This is a genomic window from Acinetobacter sp. UBA6571 (assembly GCF_002434085.1).
Classification (GTDB): Bacteria; Pseudomonadota; Gammaproteobacteria; order Pseudomonadales; family Moraxellaceae; genus Acinetobacter; species Acinetobacter radioresistens.
In genome coordinates, this window is record NZ_DJJJ01000030.1 from 74,521 (window position 1) to 99,988 (window position 25,468).

Below are 25,468 nucleotides of genomic sequence, written 5' to 3' on the forward strand. Positions count from 1 at the left end.
AAACCTAAAAAAAATAACTATTTGATATAATAAGTAAAAATAGTCATAATTTACCTAAATCATTTACTTATAACAAAACATAAAATTAGGATACTGTACTTCACTCTATACCATGTTAGAAGTGAAACATATAAGCTGATAAAGAGATGATCTGATGCGTATCCATTTCCTGAACAGTATTTCAACCTGTCCTTTAGGTGGTGCCTTGATGGATGGCTTTTCTTATGCCAAGTTGCGGGGGCGTTTAACCTGTACCTGTGTGCTGATTGAAACAGCTGATAGTCTGGTACTGGTTGATACTGGTTTTGGATTACGTGACATTGCTTCTCCACGTACCCGCCTTGGCTGGTTTTTCCGTTTTCTGGTCAGTCCAGAGTGGCGTGAAGAAATGACAGCAATCCGGCAGATTGAACGTTTAGGCTATGACCCGCGTGATGTAAGACATATCATTTTATCGCATCTGGATTTTGACCACGCTGGCGGACTGGATGATTTTCCCCATGCTACTGTTCATATGATGCAAACAGAACGGGATTATGCCCTTTCGCAAAAGACCTGGCTGGACCGGCAGCGTTTTCGTCCACAGCAGTGGTCTTATCGCGAGAAATGGAAAGTATATAACCCTGATGCAGGAGAAGGCTGGTATGGTTTTAATTCAGTAAGAGATTTGGATGGGTTACCACCTGAGATTTTATTTGTTCCTCTTTCAGGTCATACACATGGTCATGCCGGCATTGCCATTCAGGCTGGAGATAAATGGCTACTTAATGCTGCTGATGCCTATTTTTATCATAAGGAAATAGATCCCGTCAGCCCATGCTGTACCCCTGGCCTGCGTTTTTACCAGACCATGCTGGAAAAAGACCGTAAAGCGCGTCTCTCTAATCAGGCCCGTTTACGCCAGCTTCATCAGCACCATGCACATGAAATTGATATATTTTGCTCGCATGATAGTCATGATTTTGAACGCCTGAGTGGCCGTTCGGCAGAGTTACCTGCGTCCTTCTTCAAATAGCTCGCTTCGAGTAAATTTTATAATAATTTTAAATACCTGAAAAAATATCTGCTTATGGGCCGGTTAACATGGAACAGTTCGGTTTGTACTGCTGTAGCATTATGGTATCTGCCTCTAAAAAATCCAGTTCTGCCGGATGATGAGTAACATAGATCATTGGGAGTTCAATATGGCTTTGCAATTGTTTAAGAAAGGGTAAAACCTGCTGTTTTAATTGCTGATCTAAGCCGCTTAGAGGTTCATCAAGAAGCAGCAAGTCTGGAGATGAAAGCAGAGCCCGACCTATTGATACCCGCTGTGCTTCACCGCCCGAAAGTTGGTGAGATTTACGCTGGAGTAATTTTTTTAATTCAAGTAAGTCAACTATATGTTCAAGGCTAATTTTTTGATGGACTGTTTTTGAGAATTTTTTCGCGTAATGCAGATTTTGTAATACATTCATATGGGGAAATAATAAGGCATGTTGAAATATCAGAGCAATATGTCTCTGATGAGTAGGAAGGTTCACATTCTCTACTGTATCGAGCAAAGTAGTTTCTTTAAAGACAATCTGGCCTTCTACCGGAGATAATAAACCTATAATGTTTTTTAAGAATGTTGTTTTCCCGCTTCCTGATGCTCCCACAATCCCCAATACCTGCTGTTGCATGGTCAGGTTTACATCTAATCTGAACCCTGACTGTTGATAGTGAAATTTGCATTTGAGCATATCACCCCTCCAGTTTTTTCTGATATTTCTGTAAAATGAAGTAATTGGCGATGAGGGCTGAAAAAGCCAGTACCAGAGATAACATCACTAGCCGTAAAGCCATTTCTTCACCATTGGGCTGCTGTAAAAAAGAATATATAGCAATAGGCATAGTACGGGTCTCACCAGGAATATTGCCTACAAAAGTAATTGTCGCGCCAAACTCTCCGAGACTCCGGCTAAAACATAAAATACTGCCAATGATCATGCCGGGTAAGGCCAAAGGTAGACTAATACTGTAAAAGACCTGAACAGGTGTAGCACCAAGTGTACCTGCTACATGTTCTAACTGCCGGTTCATTAACTGAAAAGACAGGCGGATTGGCTGTACCATTAATGGAAATGCCACTACCATTGAAGCCAGCACAGCACCTTTCCAGTTAAAGGCCAGTTCCAGTCCAAGAATATGCAAGTACTGACCGATTAGCCCTTGCTGACCAAATAGTATAAGTAACAGATAACCTAATACGACAGGCGGCAAGACCATTGGAAGCTGTAATAAGGCCTCAACCATAAATTTTAGACGAAATTCATAACGAGCCAAGTACCAGGCCAATGCAATAGCAAACGGTAAACAGACCAGCGTTGCAAACAGGCCAACTTTGGCTGATAAATAAAGTGCACTCAGCTCTTCTGGTCCGAACATGATTATCCTTAAGGTTTAAGCGAAAAGCCGTAGTGATGAAATATAGTTTTTGACTGTATTGACTCTACAATAAACTTTTGGAATCGTACCGCTTCAGGGCTGTTACTTCCTGCCTTGGTCAAGGCAAGCGGATAAATAACAGGATTATGCAAATGCTCAGGAAAGACTCCCAGAATTTTTACCTTTTGACTGATCAAAGCATCTGTCTTGTACACGATTCCCAGTTTACATTCTCCCCGTTCTACAAAGGTCAGCGTAGAACGTACATCATCTGTACCTACAATGCGTCCTTTCAAATCATTCAGCCAGCGTAATCTGGTCAAGGCCTGTTTAGCGTATTTGCCTGCGGGAACAGTCTCCATCTGTGCTGTACACAAATATCCATTAAAAACTTTAGCTATTTTAAAGTCCGGCTGCGGCTTGAATGGAATATGTAGGTATTTGGGGCTAATCATAACTAGCTGATTACCCAATAAAGGCCTCACTTGATCCGCATGAATTTTATTTTTTCTGACCAGATAAGCCATCCACTCCTGATCTGCTGAAAAAAATAGATCACTACTGGCTCCGGCTTCAATCTGTTTAGCCAAAGTTGAAGAGCCACCAAATACTGTGACAATTTTAGTTTGTGGATATTGAGCCTGATAAATTTTAGCGATTTCAGTCATGGCATTGTTCAGGCTGGCCGCTGCATAGATCTTAACCGTACCGGCCTGTGTAGAGGAAAATGTCAGTGTCAGGCACATATAAGAAAACAGGATTTTTTTCATGTGCATTTTCCTTATTACTGAATAAATAAGCCCTGAACCATATCACCTTGACTCAGGCTTCGTTCTGCCGGAACCCGTACCAGACAATTAGCCTGCATTAAATTACTCAACATATGTGATTGCTGCCTGGACAAACTCTTAACTGTTAAAACCGAATCATCAAAGCTTGCGTACATTCTTAAAAAACGTTCTCTGGCATCCATTTTTAGATCATGGCTCAGTACCGCATTAAACCAGCTCGGCTGATTTTTTTGACCTTGTAAAACGTTTAATAAGGTGGAAGTATAGACTTGCATACCTACATAAACCGCTGCAGGATTGCCCGGTAGCCCTAGCAGATAACAATCGGACTTGTCATTACGCTGTAAGTACGCAAAGAATATGGGTTTACCCGGCTTCTGTTTTACTTTCCAGAAAATCTGTTCAAAACCTGACTCTAAAGCAACGGGACGAATAAAATCATAATCTCCCACCGATACGCCCCCAGTGGTTAAAATCAGGTCATAACTTGACGATAATTGCTGGATGAGTGCCTGTACAGCCTCTTTGGTATCGGTAATATGAAAGATTTCTACTTGCTGCCCTGCCTGCTGAAACCATGCTTTAATCAAGGGTCCATTGGCATCAAAAATTTTTCCTGCTGCAAAGTCCTCTACACTTTCAGCAACTTCATCTCCTGAAATAACTATGGCAACTTTAGGATATTGCAAGACTTCAACGGTATTGATCCCTGCCATGCTTAAGGAAGCAATTACTCCGACAGACAATTGCTGACCTTCATTTGCCAATAATTGCCCTGCTACAATTTCTTCGCCTACATCCCGGATATCAATATTAGCTTTTAGGTTTTCGATGATTTTAATTCTGGATGAATTGATTAGCTCAACTATTTCCTGACGCGCCACTGTAGTAGTTCCAGATGGAATTTTGGCCCCAGTAAAAATTCGGACTGCCTGCCCTGCCTGGAGTTGTACTTCGACCTGCTGACCGGCCCGAATTTCACCGATGAGCTGGAATTCACTTTCCGGTTCAATCGCTTTTTTGGCACAGATGGCATATCCATCGACTGCACTTTGTGAAAATAAGGGTAAATTGATTGAAGAATAGATATTTTCAGCCAGATAGCGATTTAAGGCGTTCTGTAATTCAAGTTTCTCAGTATCTAAGGGCTGCACATGTTGCAAAATGCGATCCAATGCCTGATCTACACTGATCAGGCCATATTCAGCACCACACCTTGAGCTGATAGTATTCATTGATATCCTTCCTGATGTGGAATATTTTTTTGCACATCAAACAGATGGATCAAAGCGGGTAAAACCGCAATCAAAGATTCTTTGGCACCTTGACGGCTGCCTGGCAAAGTCATGACCAGACTATTCTCGATATAACCAGCGACACCACGACTTAAAGCAGCATAGGGCGTACGTTTCTGACCAAAATTGCGTGAAGCTTCCATCAAGCCGGGTATTTCCCGCCTTAACAAAGGCTGTATGGTTTCAACAGTTAAATCTTTAGGGCCAAGTCCTGTCCCGCCTACCGTTAAAATGAGTGGATAATCATTTTTCTGTTGTTCAACTAGTGCTAGTAACTGTTCAGGATTGTCCGGAATGATCTGATAGGCAATATTTGCGAAATTAGCTTCTTGTAATATTTCCAGGACATTTTGCCCTGCTGTATCCGGCTTTTTACCGGCAGCAACCGTGTCTGACAATACAATGATAGAAGCAGGCAAGCTGTTTTTTAAAACGCGGGTAAAATGTGATTTCCCCCCTTTTTTCTTTTGTAACTTGCATTGATCCAGTGATAAATCTTCTGGTTCACAATGAGGCTTCAACATATCATACAGTGTTAAACCGGTCAGACTAACTGCCGTTAAAGCTTCCATTTCCACACCCGTTGGGCCTATGGTTTCAACTATCGCAATAATTTCAACATGCGTATCAAACAGTTTATATTCTACGTCAGCCCGGTAAATGGGTAATGGATGACATAGTGGAATGAGCTCATCGGTACGTTTAGCTGCCAGAATTCCCGCAATGCGAGCCGTCTTGAGAGCATCACCTTTTTCAGTATTACCATTGCGTAATAATTCAATGCAATGTGGCGGAGCACGCAGAATTCCTGTGGCCACTGCAGTACGGTAACTTTCTGGCTTCATCCCGACATTTTTCATTGCCTATTCCTGTGGTTCATTCTTTCTTTAAACGAGCGTATTTTCAGTTGTAGCTTATAGCGGCCATTGATAAATCAATGGAGTGTTCTCTTTGGTGTGACGGCAATGCTGATGCTTTTCGGCTGAATATTCTGGATGATGTGCATGGCTAAGGTCTGTTTTCATCTTTACGGATACAGCAACCCTCAACATATTGACTACTGCCATCTATATAGAACTCTTCTTTCCAGACAGGTACCTCATGTTTGACCCGTTCTACAGCTTCTTCACAGGCTGCGAAGGCTTCCCGGCGATGTGCTGCATAAGCAATGGCAATAATGGCTTTTTCACCAATCTCCAGTGTCCCAATCCGGTGTATTACACGTACATAAGATACGCCGTATTTAAGCTGAATTTCCTGTTCAATCTGACGAATCATTTTTTCTGCAACGGGTGTATAGGCAGTATATTTTAGTGCTTTTACTGCTTTGCCTTCATGGTGATTCCGAACCGTACCGATAAATACTCCAATCCCACCACATTCAGGAAAAGACTGAATCAGATCAAAAAATTCCAGCTTTAAAGCAGCCTCCTGAATCCGGAGAAACTGTTTGTATTCGCCCATTTCAACCTCCTGCTACAGGTGAAAGTAGTACTAGCGTGCTGTCAGTAATGAGTGAAGTCTGACGTGAAATAATATCTTCACCAATTGCACAGGCACAGCGTTCCATTATGGCAAGGGCTTCAGGATGGTTAAGTCCCACCTGATCCAAGACCTGAGAAACTGTACTTTGAGATTTACAGATAATTTCGAAATTTTGCGGTAACTGCCGTTCTACCGCACCAAAGGCTTCAATCCTGATTTTGATCTGTGACATCTTAGCCTCCTATCATATGCATGCTAATCTTGCGGCTGTTTTGGTTCATATTCTGACTTTTTAAACGCTGTGCTATAGCGTAAAAGCCTTGTTCTTTGTTCCAGATGTATGGAGATAAAATGCTGTATAAATTCACTTCACCCAAAGGTAAAGAAGAGCCCAGAGAGCGGATTTCATTTTTAATATTCAAACCTTGTGGTGCAAACAGGCAGTTATAAAATTCACCTTGTGCTGTCAACCGTAACCGGTCACAGCTGCCACAAAATGAATTGGTAATGGTCGAGATAATTCCAATCGGATGGCCATCAATTAAATACTGTCTTGCAGGTTCCGAACCTGACTGTGCAGAGTCATTGTTTTTTTCAGTGAGAGTAAATTCAGTCGCCAAGGTTTCTAAAATGTATTTTTCACTGACCACATGTTCCGTAGACCATTTTCTATCCCCATCCAGGGGCATAAACTCAATAAAACGCAGCATAATTTTTTGCTGAACCGACCAGCGTGCCAAAGGCAGAATTTGATTGTCATTGATTCCGTTCATCAATACACAATTGATCCTGATTGGTAAACCAGCAGCTTTGGCTGCATGAAACCCTTCCAAAACGGGTGCCAAATCTTTTTGGGTCAGCTGCTTGAACTGCTCATTATTTAAGCTATCCAGACTGATATTCAAATCATCCAGCCCGGCCTGTTTTAAACTATCTGCATATTGCTTGAGGTAGTGTCCATTAGTGGTCATCGAAATACGCTTTAGTCCAAACTTTCTCAGAGCTTGAAGCTGTTCAACGAAATGCACTACTCCCTGCTGCATTAAGGGTTCACCACCAGTAATGCGGATAGCCTCTATACCATGACGAACCATAAAATCACAGAATTGATATAACTCTTCAAAACTGAGCAGGTCGTGTTTTTTCATCCATTCAGGATGTTCTGGCATACAGTAGACACACTTAAAATTGCAGCGATCAGTCACTGAAATACGTAGCTTGCGCTTGCTGCGGCCAAACTGGTCGACAAATAATGCAACGTTTTCAAGCTGTGTCATCGTCTTCATGTTGAATATCCATCTTCAGACTGCGGGCTGGTTATGCGCATCTGCATGCTTGATACCTGCATTGCTCAATCTTGTAATAATCAGGTTTGCAATAAGTGTTCCAACTTTACGCTAAAAGAAAAATATTCAGTTTCAGTGCAGAAATTTGAGCTGCTGATACTGTTGCAGCTCATCCAGCGAATTAATACTGTGAAAAAATAGGGCAGGGTTTTTAAAACATGCGACTTGAGCGTGCAAATTACTAAAACAGTGTTTAAGACTGCGCTGTTCTTGTTCAATATGTAAATTCAGGGTTACCAAGCTGCTGCGCTTGACCAGACAAAATGGATAAAGTGGCTTACCATTGATTTCGACATAAGCGACTTCTGCCAGATTATTTTTAGCTAGAGCCACATGTAGCTTGAGCAGTACTTTGGATGGGATATAGGTTACATCGCAGGGTACAAATAGCACATAGTCTGATTGCACATGCGACCAAGCACTTTTCATGCCCATTAATGGCCCCTGAAAACCGGTCTCATCATCCTGATAATAATAAATATTTGGAATAATTTTTTGATAAATGGAATAGTCACGATGACTATTGATCCAGACCTGTGCAATATTTGGTTTCAGTTGTTGATAAATTTTAATCAGCTGAATCTGTTCATCAAATTTCTGCAACAGTTTGTTGATGCCATTCATCCGTCTGGCCTGTCCACCGGCTAGTATCACCAGATCAGTACGCGGATAAACTGTTTTATTATTTTCTCTCTTGCTCCCTTTTTTCATTCTACCGCCTCCATTTGGCATGCTTTAATCAGACCACGGATTTCAGGCAGACATGAACCGCAATTTCCTCCAGCTTTTAAACATGCAGTTATCTGTTTCTCATCTGTAATATTTTTAGTTTTAATGGTTTCAATAATGCGGTTTTTACCGACTTTAAAACAGCTACACACCAAGGGACCTTCATTATTCACCATGGACATTGGCTGCCCGGCGAGTAAGGCTTTACGATGCATGGCACTTAAACGTTCACGTTTAAACAGGTTGGCTATCCAGTCCCGGTCTGGTAATAAAGCCTTCGGTGCAATATACAGGCTGGCAATTAAGTGACCTTCTTTCAGTACTACAGTATGGCTGATGTGAGCAGTTTGATCTTCAAGATTTAGCCATTCAAAACTTTCATCCTGAAATGGGAATAATTCTTTTAAATGCTCAGTAGTATGAGCGAATTTTTGACGATCTGCCAGTTCATAACGGAGAGCTTTGGTGGTGGTGATCTTTACCCACCAAACCATATTTTCAATAGACGATTGCACGGTTTTTTCAAAACCCTGACGTACATAAAATACGCCTTGCCACTGAATATGAAAGGGTTGTATGAGCACTGGTGTGTGTTTAAATTCTGGCTCACCGGAAATAGCATCGACTACCGGATTCACGATCTTGCCGATCCTGGCGTCAGAGGCCACCTGGTCATTCCAGTGAATCGGTGCAAAGACCTGTCCACGGCGAATATTGTCACTGACCATTGCACGTAAAACACAATTTCCCCATCTGGATTTAACTTCTACCAGCTCGTCATCTTTAATCCCGTATTTCAAGGCATCATGCGGATGGATTTCACAATACGGTTCAGCACGGTGTGTACTTAAATTGGCAGAGAGTCCGGTACGGCTCATGGTATGCCATTGATCTCGGATCCGGCCAGTATTTAAAATTAAAGGAAATTCACTACAGATTGGATAAAATGGATCTACTGCAGAGACCGCAATAAATTTAGCTTTGCCATCGGCATGGCTAAACTGACCTTGGCTATATAGTCGAGTGACTAGATGATCCGCCTGATCTTTGCTCCACACTGGCCACTGCACTGGTTTTAGCTCATTGTACTCAGCCAAGCTTAAATCGGTTAAACCCTTTAAATTGAAATAACGGAAATATGGTGTTTCAGATCGCTGACTTAAATGAGAATTTTGTTCGGCAGATAATCGGGCATGTTCCAGAAAAATGTCATGGCTATTATTAAAATCAAAACCACTAAATCCCATTTTTTGAGCCACCTGACTGATGGCCCACCAGTCAGCTTTGGCTTGTCCTGGTATATCTAAAAAAGCACGCTGTCTGGAAATACGACGTTCCGAATTGGTTACGGTGCCATCTTTTTCTCCCCAACCAAGTGCAGGTAACAAGACATCGGCATATTGACTGGTATCCGTATTTTGGCAAATATCCGACACCACCACAAAGTCACATTTTTCCAGAGCTCGTTTGACCTGATCGGCATCCGGCATGCTCACAACTGGATTGGTCGCCATGATCCAGATTGCTTTAATCTTGCCGCTTTCAACTGCCTGAAATAAATCAACGGCTTTTAGCCCTGCCTGCTTGGCAATATAGGGGCTTTGCCAGAAATTTTGCACCAGTTGCTGATGGCTTTCATTTTCCAGCTCCAGATGGGCTGCCAGCATGTTGGCCAGTCCACCCACTTCACGCCCGCCCATCGCATTCGGCTGTCCGGTCATAGAAAATGGTGCGGCACCCAGTTTGCCAATTTTCCCCGTCAATAAATGGCAGTTGCTAATACTATTAGCCTTGTTTACTCCTTGAGAAGACTGATTAACTCCCATTGAAAATAAGGTCATAACTTTTTCAGTTTGGGCAAATTTCTCATAAAAGTTTCGCAGTTTATCAGCAGTAATGCCAGTACGCTGAGCCACTGCTTCAATGGAAGATTCAGTTTCACTCTGTACTAAAGTCTGTTCTAGGCCTTGTGTATATTGAGCAATAAATTTCTGGTCTGTGTGACCATTTTTCCAGAGATACTGCAATAAACCATTAAACAGTGCCACATCTTGTCCGGGTAAAATCGGCAAATGCAAGTCCGCAGCTTCACAGGTGCTGGTAAAGCGGGGATCAACTACGACTACAAACAGGTTACGCTGTTCTTTGGCTTTCATAATGCGCTGGTACAGCACCGGATGGCACCATGCAGTATTGGAACCCACTAGTACTACCATATCGGTATGTTCAAAATCCTCATAACTTGCAGGGACAATATCCTCACCAAAGACGCGCTTATGCGCGGCAACTGCCGATGACATGCAAAGTCGTGAGTTGGTATCGATATTAGCTGTACCAAAGTAGCCTTTAACAAATTTGTTGACGACATAATAGTCTTCAGTTAGTAATTGGCCCGATACATAGAAGGCAATACTGTCGCGTCCATACTGATCGATACATTGCTGGAATTTTTTGGCAATAATAGAAGTCGCAGTATCCCAGCTAGTGATTTCTTGCTGATCTTTACGCCCGATTATCGGTTCTAGGACACGGGTTTCCAGTCCCAAAGTATCTGCCAGATTACTGCCTTTAATGCAGAGCTTGCCATAATTAGTAGGATGATTGACATCGCCTTCTATCGCTACTTTCAGTCCTGATGGTGTTGGCGTCACATGTGCCGTTACTCCACAGCCCACGCCGCAGTATGGACAGGTCGTTTGCGTAGTTATTGTTTTTAAGTCTGTAGAGCTTTCAAGTTCCACAATGGGAATACTGTTCATGGATGCTCCTTAAGTTTTGTAACGGGCCATTTAATTCTTTTAAAAGGGGTTCATTACAACGGTGTCTTTTCAATTCGACTCATTTTTCTGAATGAACATTCGGTTCGACCTATTTTTCTTTCGGGAAAAGTAGGCAAAACTATTGTCATCCGTAAAACTCGTCTTAATTCATTATTTATCAAAAAACTTGCAGGAACATTCATTTTCTTATGTTGTCTTGGCTTAAACAGTTGCGGATAACGTTTCTGCATATCCTGTTTTTTTCCATGACAAATTGATTTTTCAACCTGCTTTCTTTAATGCAAAATCCCGACCAAAAAGCAGCTTGTTGCGAATATTTGTAATTGGGGTTTGATCTGCAATTAGTTCCGCATACCATGCGCCGTCTTCAGTGTCGCCAAACAACACTGCACCAATCACTTTATCCTTTTGAATAATAATGCGCTTGTAGATCTGACGTTTTTCGTCATTGAGCACGATATCTTCAAAATCTTCTTTCGGTTCAAAGTCACCTGCCGAGAACACATCACAACCACTGACTTTAAGTTGAGTTGGAACTGTTGGCGCTTTGAAAATCAGGATGCCATGCCCGGCCAGATGCGATGCACAAATGAATGCCTGGCCCCATAGGGGTTCAACCAGGCCAAAGGTTTGACCACGGTGCTCGATACATTCACCTACAGCATAAATACTCGGATCAAAAGTCTGCATGGTGTCATTCACCAATACACCGCGGTTGCACCGCAGACCTGCACTTTGCGCCAAGCTTATGTTGGGACGAATCCCCACAGCGAATACCACCAGATCAACATCCAGCACAGTACCATCTTTGAGTTTTACCTGAGTGACATGACCATCTTCACCGATCAGACATTCAGTATTGGCTTCAGTTAGGACTTTAATGCCCTTCTGCTCAATTGCTGTTTTTAGCATCTGGCTGGCTTTGATATCTAACTGACAGTCCATGATGCGATCCATCAGATGCAATACTGTGACATTCATGCCTTGCTGTTTCAGGCCATACGCCGCTTCTAGACCCAGCAAACCACCGCCGATGACTACCGCATTTTTTTTAGTCTTGCAATAGGCCAGCATCTGGTTGACGTCATAAATATTACGGAAACTGAGTACGCCTTTTAAATCACTACCTGGAATTGGTGGAACGAATGGTTTAGAACCGGTGGCAAGAATCAGGCGGTCATAACTGATTACTTCACCTTTTTCGGTATACACATGCTTACGCGGACGGTCAATGCGGACTGCCGGATCACCGGCAATCAGGCGAATACCTTTGTCGGCATACCAGGCATGCGGATGCAGCATGATGTCATCAATGGTTTTCTCACCCGAAAGTACAGGTGATAGCATAATACGGTTGTAGTTGCCCCACGGTTCTTCGCCAATCACGGTAACTTCATAACGGTCTGGCGCCATATCCAGCACGTCTTCCAGACAACGCATGCCCGCCAGACCGTTACCGACCAGTACCAGCTTCATTTTTTCAGGTGAAACACCGTTATTGGTAATATAGGTTTTTTGTGGCACAGGGCTAATGGATATCTTGCCATTTTCAATTTTGCTTGGAAATACCAGGAGCTTCTGGTCTTTATCTTCCAGACAGCGGCCCGTCGCCAGGCTGAAATGCTGCTTATAAATGGGTGAAGCGACGACGCGCTCACCTTGTAAATCACCAATGATGCCGCGTGACATCACAAAAGCCTTACTAAATGGGTCCTGGTTACTCAGCGCATATACTCGTTTTTCTGATCCTACACGGAAGATCGCAATTGATTGATCTTCTACTAATGCTGCTACACCAGTATTTGGGGTGATGTCGTCCAGTGCACACACTTCTACCCAATTTAGTTCATTCATGTCTTTAAAAATAGTCATCTTCTTGCTCCTTTGTTATTTGAATCAGGCTTCCACTACTGCAATACGGTTTGCATCACGTTCAGCTTTTGTTTTTGGACGAATCTGGCCACGAACTTCTGTAAACTGGATATGTGAGTCGTTTTGCTGTTCAGCCTTGGCATTAATAAAGGTTTTGAAACGTTTACGGACTTCTGGATCTTCAACTGCAGTACGCCATTCATCCTGATAAGTGCCCACCACATGCTCCATACGACGCTCGAGTTCTGTTGCCAGACCCAGTGAGTCATTCACAACGACATCTTTCAGATAATCCAGGCCACCTTCGAGATTGTCGCGCCATACTGAAGTACGTTGCAGACGATCAGCCGTCTGGATATAGAACATGAAGAAACGGTCGATATAGCGAACTAAAGTTTGTGTATCCAGATCTGATGCTAGTAGTTCAGCATGACGCGGTTTCATACCGCCGTTACCGCAAACATACAGGTTCCATCCTTTTTCAGTGGCAATCACACCCACGTCTTTGCTTTGTGCTTCGGCACATTCACGGGTACAGCCAGATACCGCCATTTTCAGTTTATGCGGAGAACGTAAGCCCTTGTAGCGGTTTTCCAGATAGATCGCCAAGCCCACAGAATCATCCACACCATAGCGGCACCAGGTGCTACCCACACAAGATTTCACGGTACGCAGCGATTTACCGTAAGCATGCCCCGATTCAAAACCGGCATTGATCAGTTTTTCCCAGATTTCTGGTAATTGATGCAGTTGCGCACCAAACATATCGACACGCTGGCCGCCAGTCAATTTGGTGTACAGACCATATTCTTTAGCAATTTGACCAATTACGATCAGACCATCTGGAGTGACTTCACCACCTGCCATACGAGGAACGACAGAGTAAGTACCATCTTTTTGAATGTTACCGAGGTAGTAGTCGTTACTGTCTTGCAGGCCGGCATGGATTGGTTTCAGGACAAAGTCGTTCCAGCAAGATGCAAGAATATTGGCCACTGTTGGCTTACAGATATCACAGCCCAGACCATGACCATGTTGCTGGATCAGGTCATCAAAAGTTTTGATCTCATTGACGCGCACCAGGTGATACAGCTCTTGGCGTGAATAAGCAAAGTGTTCACACAGATGGTTATTCACTGTCACGCCTTGGCGTTGCAGTTCAGACTTCAATACTTGAGTGACTAAAGGTGCACAACCACCACATGCAGTAGCTGCTTTGGTGCATTTTTTCAGAGCGCCTAGTGAAGTTGAACCATCGGCAATCGCTGAACAGATATCCGCTTTAGATACGTTATTACATGAACAGATCGTTGCGCTGTCTGGGAGCAGGTCTACACCGCTACCGCCTGCTTTTGCAGTCGCTTGATCAAAGCCCGGCATGATCAGGCTTTCCGGATTTTCCGGGATTTCCAGACCATTTAGCATCATTTGCAGCAGGTCGTTATATTCTTTGGCACAACCGACCAGCACTGCACCGAGCAGTTTGGTTTTTTCTGCATTAACCACAATTTTCTTGTAGATCTGTGCCGCTTCATCGGCATAGAAATAGCTCAGTGAACCTGGTGTCATGGCATGTGCATCGCCAACTGATGCAACATCCACACCCATCAGTTTCAGCTTGGTGCTCATGTCTGCGCCAGCAAATGCTGCACATTCTTCTTGTAGTACATGTTTCGCAGCAATACGTGCCATGTCATAGCCTGGTGCAACCAGACCAAAAATCTTGTTATTCCACAGCGCACATTCACCAATCGCGTAAATGTCTGGATTGGAAGTTTGGCAATAATCATTGATCATGATCCCGCCACGCTCACCGATTGCCAGTCCGCTTTGACGTGCCAGCTCATCACGTGGACGGATCCCTGCAGAGAACAGAATGATGTCGGTTTCCAGCTCAGCACCATCACCAAACTTCATCACGTGCTTGGCATTGACACCATCTTCAATAGACGAGGTGGCTTTTTGGGTATGGACTTTAACGCCCAGATCTTCGATTTTGCTGCGTAATACTTTACCGCCAAGATCATCAATCTGTACTGCCATTAGGCGTGGTGCAAATTCAACCACATGCGTTTCCAGATTCAGGTCACGTAGTGCCTTAGCTGCTTCCAGACCTAACAGACCACCACCAATTACTACACCGGTTTTTGAATTCAGGCTGGCTGCACGAATGGCATCCAGATCTTCAATAGTACGGTAAACAAAGCAATTTTCACGATCATTACCCGGAATTGGTGGAACAAAAGCATAAGAGCCAGTGGCTAAAACCAGTTTGTCATACGCAATCACATCGCCATGATTGGTAGTCACTGTTTTACTAATTGTATCAATCGCAGTGGCTTTAGTGCTTAAACGTAGATCAATTCCATAAGCATCGGCGAAGTCTGTACGGCAAAGGGTTAAATCCTTGGCTGATTTACCGCTAAAATATTCTGTTAAGTGAACACGGTCATACGCCAGATGCGGCTCTTCTGCCAGAATCGTGATTTCAACGTCATCACCCGTATGCTCAAGCACAGATTCAATAAATTTGTGTCCTACCATGCCATGGCCAATCATTACCAGTTTCATATTCCTTCTCCTAAATTTTCTAAATCTTGTATCTTGTGTTTTAAGCCAGGTTGTTTCGTTCAAGAACAGCTTCTTCATATAGCTTTTGCTCTTTGGCCTTATGCTCAACCGAGAAGCGAATCATCAGAACAAAACTTGCTGCAATCACGACCAGGCCGCCAAGTGCCATCAGACAGGTTTGAATATCCAGCATGCCTTTGAGTAAGAATCCTGCTGCGACCGCACCCACGTTACCGCCTGCACCGATAATGCCGGCCACACCGCCTAAAGCATCACGGTCAATAAATGGCACCAGCGCATATGTTGCACCACATGCCATATGGGTAAATAATGCAAAGACAGTCATTGTGATAATGGCCAGCATGGCACTGTTCATTTGCGAGAATAAAATCAGGAATAAGCCTTCCATCAAGATCATGGCAAACAGCACTTTGGTACGTCCGTCCAGGCCTTTTTTGATGGCAACTTTGTCTGAAACGATGCCACCCAGTGCACGGGCAAACAGGGCTAGCAGACCGAAGATCCCGGCCGTCATACCTGCTTCTTTTAAACCAAAGCTGAAGTTTTCTACGTAGTACATGGCTACGATGTTATGAATGAAGATTTCGATACCGAAACAGGCCGCATAAGCGCCAAATAGAATCCAGACACGGTAGTTACGTGCAGCATGCATCAGAATTGCCATGCCACCTTTTTTCTCGCTACCAACCTGAATTCCTGCTGCACGCAGTTCTTTAAAGTTGCCTTGTGGGCAGTCCTGAGTGAATTTCCAGTACAAGGCACCGACAATCAGCATCATCAGGCCTGGAACAATTAAGGCAATTCTCCAGCCCATCGCCTGTTCAACACCGAACATCACCAACGCAGCTAGAAGTAAGGGCATCAAGGCTTGAGTTGCACCACCACCGGCATTTCCCCAGCCAGCTGTGGCAGCATTGGCAGTACCTACTACATTGGATGCAAACATGATGCTGGTGTGATATTGAGTAATTACAAAGCTGGCACCAATAGCGCCAATCAGTAAACGAAAGAACAGAAAGGATTCATAACTGTTGGCAGAGGCTACTCCAAAGACTGGAAGACTGCCAATAATGAGTAATGCGGTATAAGTTTTGCGCGGGCCGTATTTATCACATAAAGGACCAACGATGAGTCTTACGAGAATGGTGATTGCAACTGCAGCAATATTAATATTGGCTATCTGGTCTTTGGTCAGATGAAACTCTCCTGCAATAACTGGCATTAGCGGTGCACAGGCAAACCAGGCAAAGAAGCAGACAAAAAATGCGAGCCAACTCATATGGAAGGCTCTCATTGCTGCGCTGCTGAAATTCAAAAGACTTATTTTTGTTGCTTTCTTTTCATATAAATTTGAAGACATCACCATCTCCTTCCAGAACTGAACGTATAGGCTTATCTGCTATGCGAATCGCTGCACACCAGATGCGATCAGAACGGACGTCATTGGCCGTCTTACAAATTTTGAGAGTCTTCTTTGACCCATTCAGTAATATGCAGTTAATATGCCAATTTTAAAAATTATTTTATATTCTATTGATTTTATTTAATTTTTATCAATTAACTGATTTTAATAGTTTTAATTTTATATAAGTTTACTGGTTCGAATCTAAGAATTGCATTATTAAGGTGCAGAGGGTTAAAGCAAAGAGCACTTATTCTGCATTTTCTGTATTTCTCCATTGAATTTTAATCATCGTGTCTTAAATTTTTATATCAGATTGGCATTCTAATTGCTTTAGATCTTTAATAATTGTTAGAGACACAACCCGAGTGTTGCATGTCAAAGCTTAAAATAGTTTTAATCGATGATGATCTGGAGCGAGCAGAATATATTAGAGTTTCTCTGCTGGAACATCATTTTGATGTGGTGGCCTGTCTTGTCATTGACCACTCTAATATGTCTTATTTGCAGCAGTTGCACGCAGATGTAATTCTGCTTGATATACAAAATCCGCATCGAGATATTATTGAAAACTGTGTCAGCCATTTTGATTTGCCTACTGTTCTTTTCACCAAAAATAGCCACAAGGATACGATTAAAAGTGCTATCGATGCTGGAGTAACCGCCTATATCGTTGATGGGATTGATCCGGCCAAACTTGACAGTATTTTGCAGATCTCGATTGAACAGTTTAAAAAACACCGAAAATTGCTTAATGCTTTAAAAGAAACCGAAGGAAAACTGGCTGACCGTAAGGATATTGAAAAAGCCAAAGTGCTACTCATGCAAATGCATCATCTCAGTGAAGAAGATGCATTTCGCCTGTTAAGAAAAAATGCCATGAGCCATCGTATGACCATGGGTAAAATGGCCAGAAGGCTTCTTGACGCACAGCAATTATTACAGACCAGATTAAAGGATTAGGTTATGAAACAGCTTGAAAAAACAGATATTCAGCTAGGCTATATACCATTACTGGACTGTATTGCTATTTTATGGGCCAAACATCGTGGCTTTTTTACAGAAACTGGTTTAAATGTCCAGCTGGTTAAAGAACCATCGTGGGCCAGTCTGCGTGATCGGCTAGCTTTTGGTTTTCTCGATGCTGCACATTGTCTTTCTGCAATGTTACCTGCTGCTGCAATAGGTCTTGATCAGTCAGGGATACCTTTTCAAACACCATTAATATTAAGTACCAATCAGGCTTATATCAGTTTAAGCCAGAAACTGTGTTTTGAACTGGATATTAACTCTAGTGATACAGCACAACAATCTGCACAAAAAGTAGTGCAGGCTTACTTACAGGGTCGTCCAATTCAATTAGCGCAGGTTTTTAAATACTCGCTTCATCATTATTGTTTAAGAGAATGGCTGGCTCTGGCCGATGAACAAGTCGCCCAGCAGTTTGAATTAAAGACTCTGCCACCGCCGTATATGGTTGAGGCTGTTTCTAATCACTTAATTGATGGTTTTTGTGCAGGTGAACCTTGGAATACCCAAGGAGAATTACAAGGTTATTCAAAAATAATTACTTCAAGCCAAACCATTATTCCTAAAGTCGCCGATAAAGTATTGGCAGTAACGGCCGAATGGGCTAGCCAGCATCCAAATACATTAACCGCTTTAGTCGAGGCTATTCAAAAGGCACAATATGAATTAAAACAGATGCAAGATTATCAGCAAATCTGGCAGCTACTCATTCATTACAATATTATCCGGTTTCAATGTTCTGCTGAGATACATGTAGACAGATTTTATTTTATAAAAAATATTATACAGAACTTTATTGGTGAGTCTGCTCAGCCCCAACTAGCCGATTTTATATGGTTAACTGAAAAAATGCTAAAATGGGAACAGCTTGATTCCTATTCATCTGATTTCCACCAACTTGGTCAAAGTTGTATATACAAACTTCAATGCTGATATTGGCTCCGGGAAGTTGTATTGACCACTATCAGAAATGAGATAAAAAGTTCTTATAGCAAAACTTTTTATCTCATGAAACGTTTTTAAAGATACTAGGATTAATTTTATAATTCAGTAACCTATCGGTTTATAATATCATTTATATCTTCAATATCCTCATTATTATAGTCCTCTGGTACTACACCCCCATCATGTTCATTTCCGTCGCCGTAGTCATCTTCATTAACCAGATCATCTTCTTCTGCTGGTATAATTCGAATCTGGCTGGCGGTTTCAGGTGAAAGGTCGATACCGGCTTCATCATCTTCAGTGAATTCAGTATAGTTGACTCCATGCTCGGCATCATCTGGATCAGTCATACTTGGGATAATCCGAATTGCGGCCATTCCCTTTCCTGATACTTCAAATGTAAGAATATAGCCATTAAAACTTTCCGGATCATGGGTTCCATCCAGATAGGAAGCCTCATAGCTGATGTCACCGACGGGGATAACTGTTCCGTCTTCTAATTTTATCTCTTCAGGAAGATTAATTTTCGGCTCATTAATATCTTGCATATTGTTCTTCATATTTTAATCAGTTGTTTTTAAACTTGCATAAATCTGAAAGAAATGTAAAGTAATTTTGTACGGCTTTTTTTTTAAATTTATATCGCTTCTGTATAAAATATTAAGCATTATTTACTGTAATTTCGTATTTTAAATTAGAGTTTTTACTTAAAATTAAATGCTTATAAAAAATCGTCTATCTACTTATTTTTTATAAAAAACCTTTTATTATCTCACAACTATAGAATATTTAAGAATTGTTAATATTTATTAACTTAAATATATAAAAAGAATACATAGAAAAATCTTATACCTACATTTTATTTTTTGAAAGTTTCATACTTCTCTTTATTAACAATTACAAATATTGTTCAGGATATTCATAATGCCTACTGAAAGTAAATACTTTGTAAGTCTTTTTGGCTTATTGGGTGGTCTGCTAACTTCAAGCGGTCTCTACGCAGCTGTACCTGCATTTTCTATGCAATCTCCCTGGATGTTGGGCGACTGGAATAGCAACAGAACTCAGCTTGAACAGCAAGGCTATCAATTTAGTTTGGGTTATACAGGTGAAATGGCAAGCCTTATAGATGCAAAGAATAATGATAAACATAAAACTGAATACACCGACCAGTTTGCTCTAGGCGCACATTTTGATCTGGAAAAAATTATAGGTTGGGAAGATACAGAAGCCCAGATTACTGTTACTCACCGGAATGGCCGTTCACTTTCGCAGACACATGAGGCCCTACAAGGACATTTGAGTTCGGTACAGGAAGTCTGGGGACGTGGGCAAACTTGGCGTCTGACTGATTTATGGATAAAAAAACAGTTTTTAGACCAGAAGTTAGATATTAAAGTTGGCCGATTCGGTGAAGGCGAAGATTTTAACAGTTTTGACTGTGATTTCCAGAATCTTACTTTTTGTGGTTCACAGGTAGGTAACTGGGTGGGTGACCAGTGGTATAACTGGCCTGTGAGTCAATGGGCCATGCGAGTTAAATACCAGGTACAGCCAGAACTTTATGGCCAAGTAGGAGTATATGAATATAACCCTGAAAATCTGAAACGCAGTAAAGGATTTAACTTGAGTACAGATGGTTCCAAAGGTGCAATTATTCCTGTAGAACTGGTCTGGCAGCCTAGAGCGTTTTTACAACAGTTACCAGGTGAATACCGCCTTGGTTATTATTATAGTACCGCAGATGTAGAAGAAATTGAAAACCCTATAAAAAATAGCCATAAACAGGGAATGTGGGCAGTAATTCAGCAGAAACTTACTCAGCCTGAACCTGATTCGAATCGTGGTCTAAAAGGCTTTATTAATTTTACCCTGCATGATGATGCAACCAATACTATAGATAACATGCAAAATATTGGTCTGGTCTATACCGGTCTTAGCTTACAACGCCCAGATGATCAGCTCGCTATAGCATTTGGCCGGATTTCTGTGAATGACAAGGTCCAAACCGGTCAACACGAAGAATATGATGCCGAGCTTTACTACGGTATTCACGCTACAAATTGGCTGACTCTTCGCCCGAATATTCAGTACATCCGTCACGTCGGTGGTTATAAGAATGGCGAAAATGTCTGGGTCGGTGGTTTAAAACTACAGGCTGCTTTTTAATTATATGTTGATTCTGATTAAAGGATTTGATGAACCCTGTTCTATCTTGATGAAAATGCTTAACTCACTAAAAAACTTAAAACTAGGAGGAGATCACAGAAAATGAATCGTGCATCTTCAAGGTCAAAAATGAATCTGATTACCGTGTTCATTTTTACAATTATCGGAATCGGATTGCTCATCGGCGGTATATGGCTCGCTGCAATTGGCGGCTCGATATATTATATTATTGCTGCCGTTCTTATGTTACTTACTGCCTTCTTGCTATATAAAGGCAGAATTTCAGCATTACTGGTATATGCCGCTTTAGTGCTTGGAACTGTAATCTGGGCTATCTGGGAAGTTGGAACCGACTTTTGGGCCCTTGCACCACGTCTGGATATTCTAGGCTTGCTTGGTCTCTGGTTGTTAATTCCAGCGGTTACCTACAACTTTATAAATCGCAAGCCGGCAATCATGGCTTTGGGTGCAGTACTGGCCTTGACAATTTTAGTCATGATTTATTCAATATTTAATGACCCGCAAGAGATTCATGGTGAGTTAAAAGCACAGCAGCCAGCTCAAGGGCAAGCGCTTCCTGGTATACCCCCTGAAGACTGGCCGGCATATGGCCGTACCCAGTCAGGTTTGCGCTATTCTCCCCTAGCTCAGATTAATGCTGACAATGTTAAAGATCTTAAAGTTGCATGGACCTATCGGACCCGTGACTTTAAAACTGACAAGGACTCTGGAGAAACTACAAATCAGGTGACGCCAATTAAAGTTGGCAATAACATGTATATTTGTACTACCCACCAGTTTCTGGTGGCTCTTGATCCCGCTACAGGTAAGGAAAAATGGCGTTTTGATCCAAAACTCAAAACAGATCCAAGTTTTCAGCATCTAACCTGTCGGGGTGTTTCTTACTATGATCAGAACAATACTGCCGAGTTTGCTACAAGCCTGCAGGGCCGTACCTCTACCTCTGCGATATGTCCACGTAAGGTGATCTTGCCTGTTAATGATGGGCGCCTTGTTGCTATTAATGCAGATAATGGTCAGCGCTGTACAGATTTTGGTGAAAATGGTGAAGTTAACCTTCAGCTCTATATGCCAAATGCTTATCCGGGCGGCTATAACCCAACCTCGCCTCCTATTGTAACTGGCAGTACGATCATTATTGCAGGTTCTGTAACCGACAACCTGTCAATTAAAGAGCCTTCAGGAGTTATTCGCGGCTATGACGTAAATACAGGTAAACTGCTCTGGGTATTTGATACAGGCGCAGCCGATCCAAATGCTATGCCAACGACTGGTGGTACATATGTACATAACTCGCCAAATGCCTGGGCACCTCTTGCATATGACTCTCAACTGGATATCGTTTATATTCCAACTGGTGTTTCTACCCCAGATATTTGGGGTGGTCACCGCACACCACAAATGGAACGCTATGCAAATGCCGTAGTAGCTCTCAATGCAAGCACAGGTAAACTGGTCTGGTCATTCCAGACTACACATCATGACCTGTGGGATATGGATGTGCCTTCACAGCCTACTCTTGTTGATGTAAAGGCTAAAAATGGTCAAATAGTGCCTGCAATTTATGCACCTACAAAAACCGGTCATATCTTTGTACTGGATCGCCGTACTGGCCAGCCGGTAGTTCCTGTTCATGAAGAACCGGTTCCACAAGGTGCAGCTAAAGGTGATTGGGTATCTAAGACTCAACCGATTTCCGAGTTTACCTTCCGCCCTAAAAATCATCTGACAGATAAAGATATGTGGGGTGCGACCATGTTTGACCAGCTAATGTGTCGTGTAATGTTCCATAGCCTGGACTATAAGGGCCCTTATACACCTCCTTCTGAAAATGGAACCATCGTATTCCCAGGTAATCTTGGTATGTTTGAATGGGGTGGTATCTCTGTGAATCCGGACCGTCAGGTGGCTGTAATGAATCCGATGGCATTGCCATTCGTATCTAAACTCATTCCACGTGGTCCGGGTAATCCGATCTGGCCTGAAGGTGGAGTAAAAGGTACAGGCACAGAGTCAGGCATTCAACCACAATACGGTATTCCGTATGGCGTAGAAATTAATGCATTCCTCTCTCCTTTAGGTTTACCTTGTAAGCAGCCAGCATGGGGTTATATTGCCGGTGTAGATCTGGATAACCATCAGATAGCATGGAAGAAACGTGTGGGTACAATCCGTGACAGTCTGCCAGGTATTCCATTACCGCCATTTAAGTTAGGTGTACCAATGCTAGGTGGGCCAATTTCAACTGCTGGTAATGTGATGTTCCTTGCAGGTACTCAGGATAATTATATCCGCGCCTTTAATGTTTCCAATGGTGATGAGCTATGGAAAGCCCGCTTACCGGCAGGTGGTCAGGCTACACCTATGACCTACTCAATAAATGGCAAACAGTATGTAGTTATTATGGCAGGTGGGCATGGTTCCTTTGGAACCAAAATGGGTGATTATTTAATCGCTTATGCCTTGCCAGACTGATATTAACACTAGATTATAATGAGTTAATAGGCCTCCTTGGAGGTCTATTAATTTTTCATCTGTATAAAAAATCAGCTTATTAATAGAAAAGATTTTTGCAATTAGAAATTGCATTTTAGGTATTAAATACCTAAATAAAAATCTTTCTCTAAATAGATATGAAAAATAAAAAGCTGAAGTAATCCTTATCAGTTACTTCAGCTTTTTATTTTTAAAAGACAGCATCAAGTTAGAATTCGAACTGGTCTTTAATGGTTCCGCATTTATGACATTGCTTGAGCTTATGTCCATCTTGTTTGGTAAATGACCAGACATGAAAGCATAACCAGCATTTCAATACTTGTTTAAGCATGTCCTTAACTCCTAAACAGTAATGATGAAATTCAATATACTCTTTTCAAAGTGCGTTATAAGCTTTCTTAAAGAAACAGAATTCTTGTCCTATAAAAAGTAACAAAATATTTGTGCAGAGATAACATAACCTTTTGATTGTTACATCTGAGAAGTTTTACTAGCGTGATGTTCATATAAGTCCCTTTTATAGTTAAGCTTAAATCTTTTAGCCATTCTCACGTCTATTCAACAGATGATTTATAATATTCCTGATATTTTTTAATTACGTTTTACTCTAACCAGAGACCTATGGCTGATCCACAACTTTCTTTAAGTGAATATTTATCTGGCGTACAGGAAATTATTCAGCTGACTTTTGACGAGCCCGTTTGGGTCAGGGCAGAAATACGTAATTTAAATATTAAAGGTGGTCACTATTATCTGGAACTTGCTGAAAAAGAACAGCAGAGCGATAAGGTCATTGCTAGTTGCCGGGCAACAATCTGGAAATTTAGTGCGGCAAACATTGTGCTTAAATTCGAGCGTGAAAGTGGAATAGAACTGTCTAAAGACTTAAATGTGCTTATTAAGGTCAAGGCTCGTTTTGATCCGCAATATGGGTTTTCAGTCAATATTGAAGATATAGATTCCAGCTTTACCCTAGGTGATATCGCCAGACAATATCAACAACTGGTTGAACGGTTAACTCAGGAAGGACTGATCGAACGAAACCGTCAGCTTGTTACGCCATTTGATATCCAGCATGTACTGGTTATTGCCCCGCAACAGGCAGCCGGTTTAGGTGACTTTAAAAAAGATGCTGATGTACTACAAAAATATGGTGTCTGTAATTTCATCTATCAAACAGCTACATTTCAGGGCCAAACAGCTCCAAAAAGTATTATAGAGGCTCTACGTAGTGCTCTGAAACACTGGGCTAATGATTTTAACTACCCTCCTGACCTAATTGTAATTATTCGCGGAGGCGGTGCTGTAAATGATTTGGCCTATTTAAATGATTATGAACTGGCTGCCCTTTTATGCAAACGTTCGGTTCCCGTATGGGTAGGTATCGGTCATGAAAAAGACCGGACCATTCTGGATGAAATTGCCCATCGCTCTTTTGATACCCCAAGTAAGGTTATTGCAGGAATTCGAAATACTATCAGTGAAAACGTACAGCAGGTTCAAAATACCTTTCAGCATATTAAGGCTTTATCTCAATATCAGCTTACGGTTTATCAGAGTCAAAATGATCAATATATGCGTTTAATCAGAACTTTGTCTCATAGCCAACTTTCTGAGTCAGCTAAAACCCTAGACGTTTTAAAGGATGTGGTCCATTACTGTGCCCAGCAGCAAGTTCGTCAGACTAAACAACATATTGACAGCCTATTAAAAGAGACCTTACTGCAAAATCCACGACATATTTTGAATAAGGGCTATGCAATTGTCCGGCATAATGGTAGGGCCATTCGTTCTATACAGCAATTAAATATTATGCAAAATATACAGCTCGAGCTGCAGGATGGTACGATTCAGGCAGAAATTGTAAAAGGAAGTCAAAATGAATAATGAAGAACTCAGCTTTAAACAGGGTTATGAGATCTTGAAAAAGAATGCCGAGTTTTTGGAAACACAGGAAGAACCAGACATTGATAATCTGATGGAGATTGTAGAAGAATCCATGCGAGCCTATAAGGCTTGTAAAAGTCGTGTAGAAGCAGTTCAGCAGGCATTAACAGAAACTTTTAAAGAATGAAGATGGTTTAGCGAGATCAAAAGTATAATATGC

The 25,468-nt window shown here is 42.0% G+C and carries 22 protein-coding genes; 7 read left to right on the plus strand and 15 right to left on the minus strand.

Annotated elements, in window-relative coordinates:
* Positions 1 to 154 precede the first annotated feature (154 nt).
* Positions 155 to 1,015, plus strand: a complete 861-nt coding sequence (locus tag B3X18_RS04820; RefSeq protein ID WP_005025930.1) for an MBL fold metallo-hydrolase — start codon at positions 155 to 157, stop codon at positions 1,013 to 1,015.
* Positions 1,016 to 1,067: 52 nt separating this feature from the next.
* Here B3X18_RS04820 and B3X18_RS04825 read toward each other — a convergent pair whose 3' ends face one another.
* From B3X18_RS04825 to B3X18_RS04885, 13 genes are all read right to left on the minus strand, one after another.
* Entirely contained in the window at positions 1,068 to 1,724 is a 657-nt protein-coding gene (locus B3X18_RS04825; protein ID WP_005025932.1) for an ATP-binding cassette domain-containing protein, read from the minus strand.
* Position 1,725: 1 nt separating this feature from the next.
* The gene (gene modB / locus B3X18_RS04830; RefSeq protein WP_005025933.1) at positions 1,726 to 2,409 is read right to left on the minus strand and encodes a molybdate ABC transporter permease subunit; all 684 of its coding nucleotides are present in this window, start codon (positions 2,407 to 2,409) and stop codon (positions 1,726 to 1,728) included.
* 8 nt (positions 2,410 to 2,417) lie between these two features.
* A complete protein-coding gene (gene modA / locus B3X18_RS04835; protein WP_005025935.1) occupies positions 2,418 to 3,179 on the minus strand; it encodes a molybdate ABC transporter substrate-binding protein in 762 nt (253 codons plus the stop codon).
* Between the two features lie 14 nt (positions 3,180 to 3,193).
* On the minus strand, positions 3,194 to 4,435 hold the full coding sequence (locus B3X18_RS04840; RefSeq protein WP_005025937.1) for a molybdopterin molybdotransferase MoeA: 1,242 nt from the start codon (positions 4,433 to 4,435) through the stop codon (positions 3,194 to 3,196).
* On the minus strand, positions 4,432 to 5,355 hold the full coding sequence (gene moaCB, locus B3X18_RS04845; protein ID WP_005407381.1) for a bifunctional molybdenum cofactor biosynthesis protein MoaC/MoaB: 924 nt from the start codon (positions 5,353 to 5,355) through the stop codon (positions 4,432 to 4,434). Before moaCB ends, B3X18_RS04840 begins: the two co-directional genes overlap by 4 nt.
* Before the next feature lie 148 nt (positions 5,356 to 5,503).
* Positions 5,504 to 5,959: a molybdenum cofactor biosynthesis protein MoaE gene (locus B3X18_RS04850; RefSeq protein WP_005025941.1), complete on the minus strand. Its 456-nt coding sequence runs from the start codon at positions 5,957 to 5,959 to the stop codon at positions 5,504 to 5,506.
* Position 5,960: 1 nt separating this feature from the next.
* Positions 5,961 to 6,212: a MoaD/ThiS family protein gene (locus B3X18_RS04855; protein WP_005025944.1), complete on the minus strand. Its 252-nt coding sequence runs from the start codon at positions 6,210 to 6,212 to the stop codon at positions 5,961 to 5,963.
* Position 6,213: 1 nt separating this feature from the next.
* Entirely contained in the window at positions 6,214 to 7,266 is a 1,053-nt protein-coding gene (gene moaA / locus B3X18_RS04860) for a GTP 3',8-cyclase MoaA (protein ID WP_005025946.1), read from the minus strand.
* 132 nt (positions 7,267 to 7,398) lie between these two features.
* A complete protein-coding gene (gene mobA / locus B3X18_RS04865) occupies positions 7,399 to 8,037 on the minus strand; it encodes a molybdenum cofactor guanylyltransferase (protein WP_005025949.1) in 639 nt (212 codons plus the stop codon).
* Positions 8,034 to 10,814, minus strand: coding sequence for a nitrate reductase (locus tag B3X18_RS04870; protein WP_034671046.1), 2,781 nt, complete (start codon positions 10,812 to 10,814; stop codon positions 8,034 to 8,036). The genes mobA and B3X18_RS04870 overlap by 4 nt, the downstream gene beginning before the upstream one ends.
* 282 nt (positions 10,815 to 11,096) lie before the next feature.
* Positions 11,097 to 12,707 (minus strand): nitrite reductase small subunit NirD, encoded by a 1,611-nt coding sequence (nirD, locus tag B3X18_RS04875; protein WP_005025954.1) that lies wholly within the window; start codon positions 12,705 to 12,707, stop codon positions 11,097 to 11,099.
* Between the two features lie 24 nt (positions 12,708 to 12,731).
* Positions 12,732 to 15,278 carry a nitrite reductase large subunit NirB gene (gene nirB, locus B3X18_RS04880; protein WP_005025956.1) on the minus strand — a complete coding sequence of 849 codons (2,547 nt, stop codon included), beginning with the start codon at positions 15,276 to 15,278 and terminating at the stop codon, positions 12,732 to 12,734.
* 40 nt (positions 15,279 to 15,318) lie between these two features.
* Complete coding sequence (locus tag B3X18_RS04885; protein ID WP_005025957.1) at positions 15,319 to 16,659, minus strand: MFS transporter; 1,341 nt, start codon at positions 16,657 to 16,659, stop codon at positions 15,319 to 15,321.
* A gap of 417 nt (positions 16,660 to 17,076) precedes the next feature.
* Here B3X18_RS04885 and B3X18_RS04890 point away from each other — a divergent pair, with 417 nt between their 5' ends.
* Positions 17,077 to 17,664, plus strand: coding sequence for an ANTAR domain-containing response regulator (locus B3X18_RS04890; protein WP_005025959.1), 588 nt, complete (start codon positions 17,077 to 17,079; stop codon positions 17,662 to 17,664).
* Positions 17,665 to 17,667: 3 nt separating this feature from the next.
* A complete protein-coding gene (locus tag B3X18_RS04895) occupies positions 17,668 to 18,663 on the plus strand; it encodes an ABC transporter substrate-binding protein (RefSeq protein ID WP_005025961.1) in 996 nt (331 codons plus the stop codon).
* A 122-nt stretch (positions 18,664 to 18,785) separates the two neighbouring features.
* Here B3X18_RS04895 and B3X18_RS04900 read toward each other — a convergent pair whose 3' ends face one another.
* Positions 18,786 to 19,235, minus strand: a complete 450-nt coding sequence (locus tag B3X18_RS04900; protein ID WP_227548699.1) for a hypothetical protein — start codon at positions 19,233 to 19,235, stop codon at positions 18,786 to 18,788.
* A gap of 364 nt (positions 19,236 to 19,599) precedes the next feature.
* Between B3X18_RS04900 and B3X18_RS04905 the strand changes: the two genes are divergently transcribed.
* On the plus strand, positions 19,600 to 20,844 hold the full coding sequence (locus B3X18_RS04905) for a carbohydrate porin (RefSeq protein WP_005025966.1): 1,245 nt from the start codon (positions 19,600 to 19,602) through the stop codon (positions 20,842 to 20,844).
* 102 nt (positions 20,845 to 20,946) lie between these two features.
* Positions 20,947 to 23,340: a glucose/quinate/shikimate family membrane-bound PQQ-dependent dehydrogenase gene (locus tag B3X18_RS04910; protein WP_005025968.1), complete on the plus strand. Its 2,394-nt coding sequence runs from the start codon at positions 20,947 to 20,949 to the stop codon at positions 23,338 to 23,340.
* A gap of 229 nt (positions 23,341 to 23,569) precedes the next feature.
* On the opposite strand, the gene B3X18_RS04915 is transcribed toward B3X18_RS04910, so the two are convergent.
* Positions 23,570 to 23,692: a hypothetical protein gene (locus tag B3X18_RS04915; RefSeq protein WP_005404932.1), complete on the minus strand. Its 123-nt coding sequence runs from the start codon at positions 23,690 to 23,692 to the stop codon at positions 23,570 to 23,572.
* Between the two features lie 290 nt (positions 23,693 to 23,982).
* On the opposite strand from B3X18_RS04915, the gene xseA reads away from it, so the two are divergent.
* Positions 23,983 to 25,248, plus strand: coding sequence for an exodeoxyribonuclease VII large subunit (gene xseA, locus B3X18_RS04920; protein WP_005025970.1), 1,266 nt, complete (start codon positions 23,983 to 23,985; stop codon positions 25,246 to 25,248).
* Complete coding sequence (gene xseB, locus B3X18_RS04925) at positions 25,241 to 25,435, plus strand: exodeoxyribonuclease VII small subunit (protein WP_005014193.1); 195 nt, start codon at positions 25,241 to 25,243, stop codon at positions 25,433 to 25,435. The genes xseA and xseB overlap by 8 nt, the downstream gene beginning before the upstream one ends.
* Positions 25,436 to 25,468: the final 33 nt, after the last annotated feature.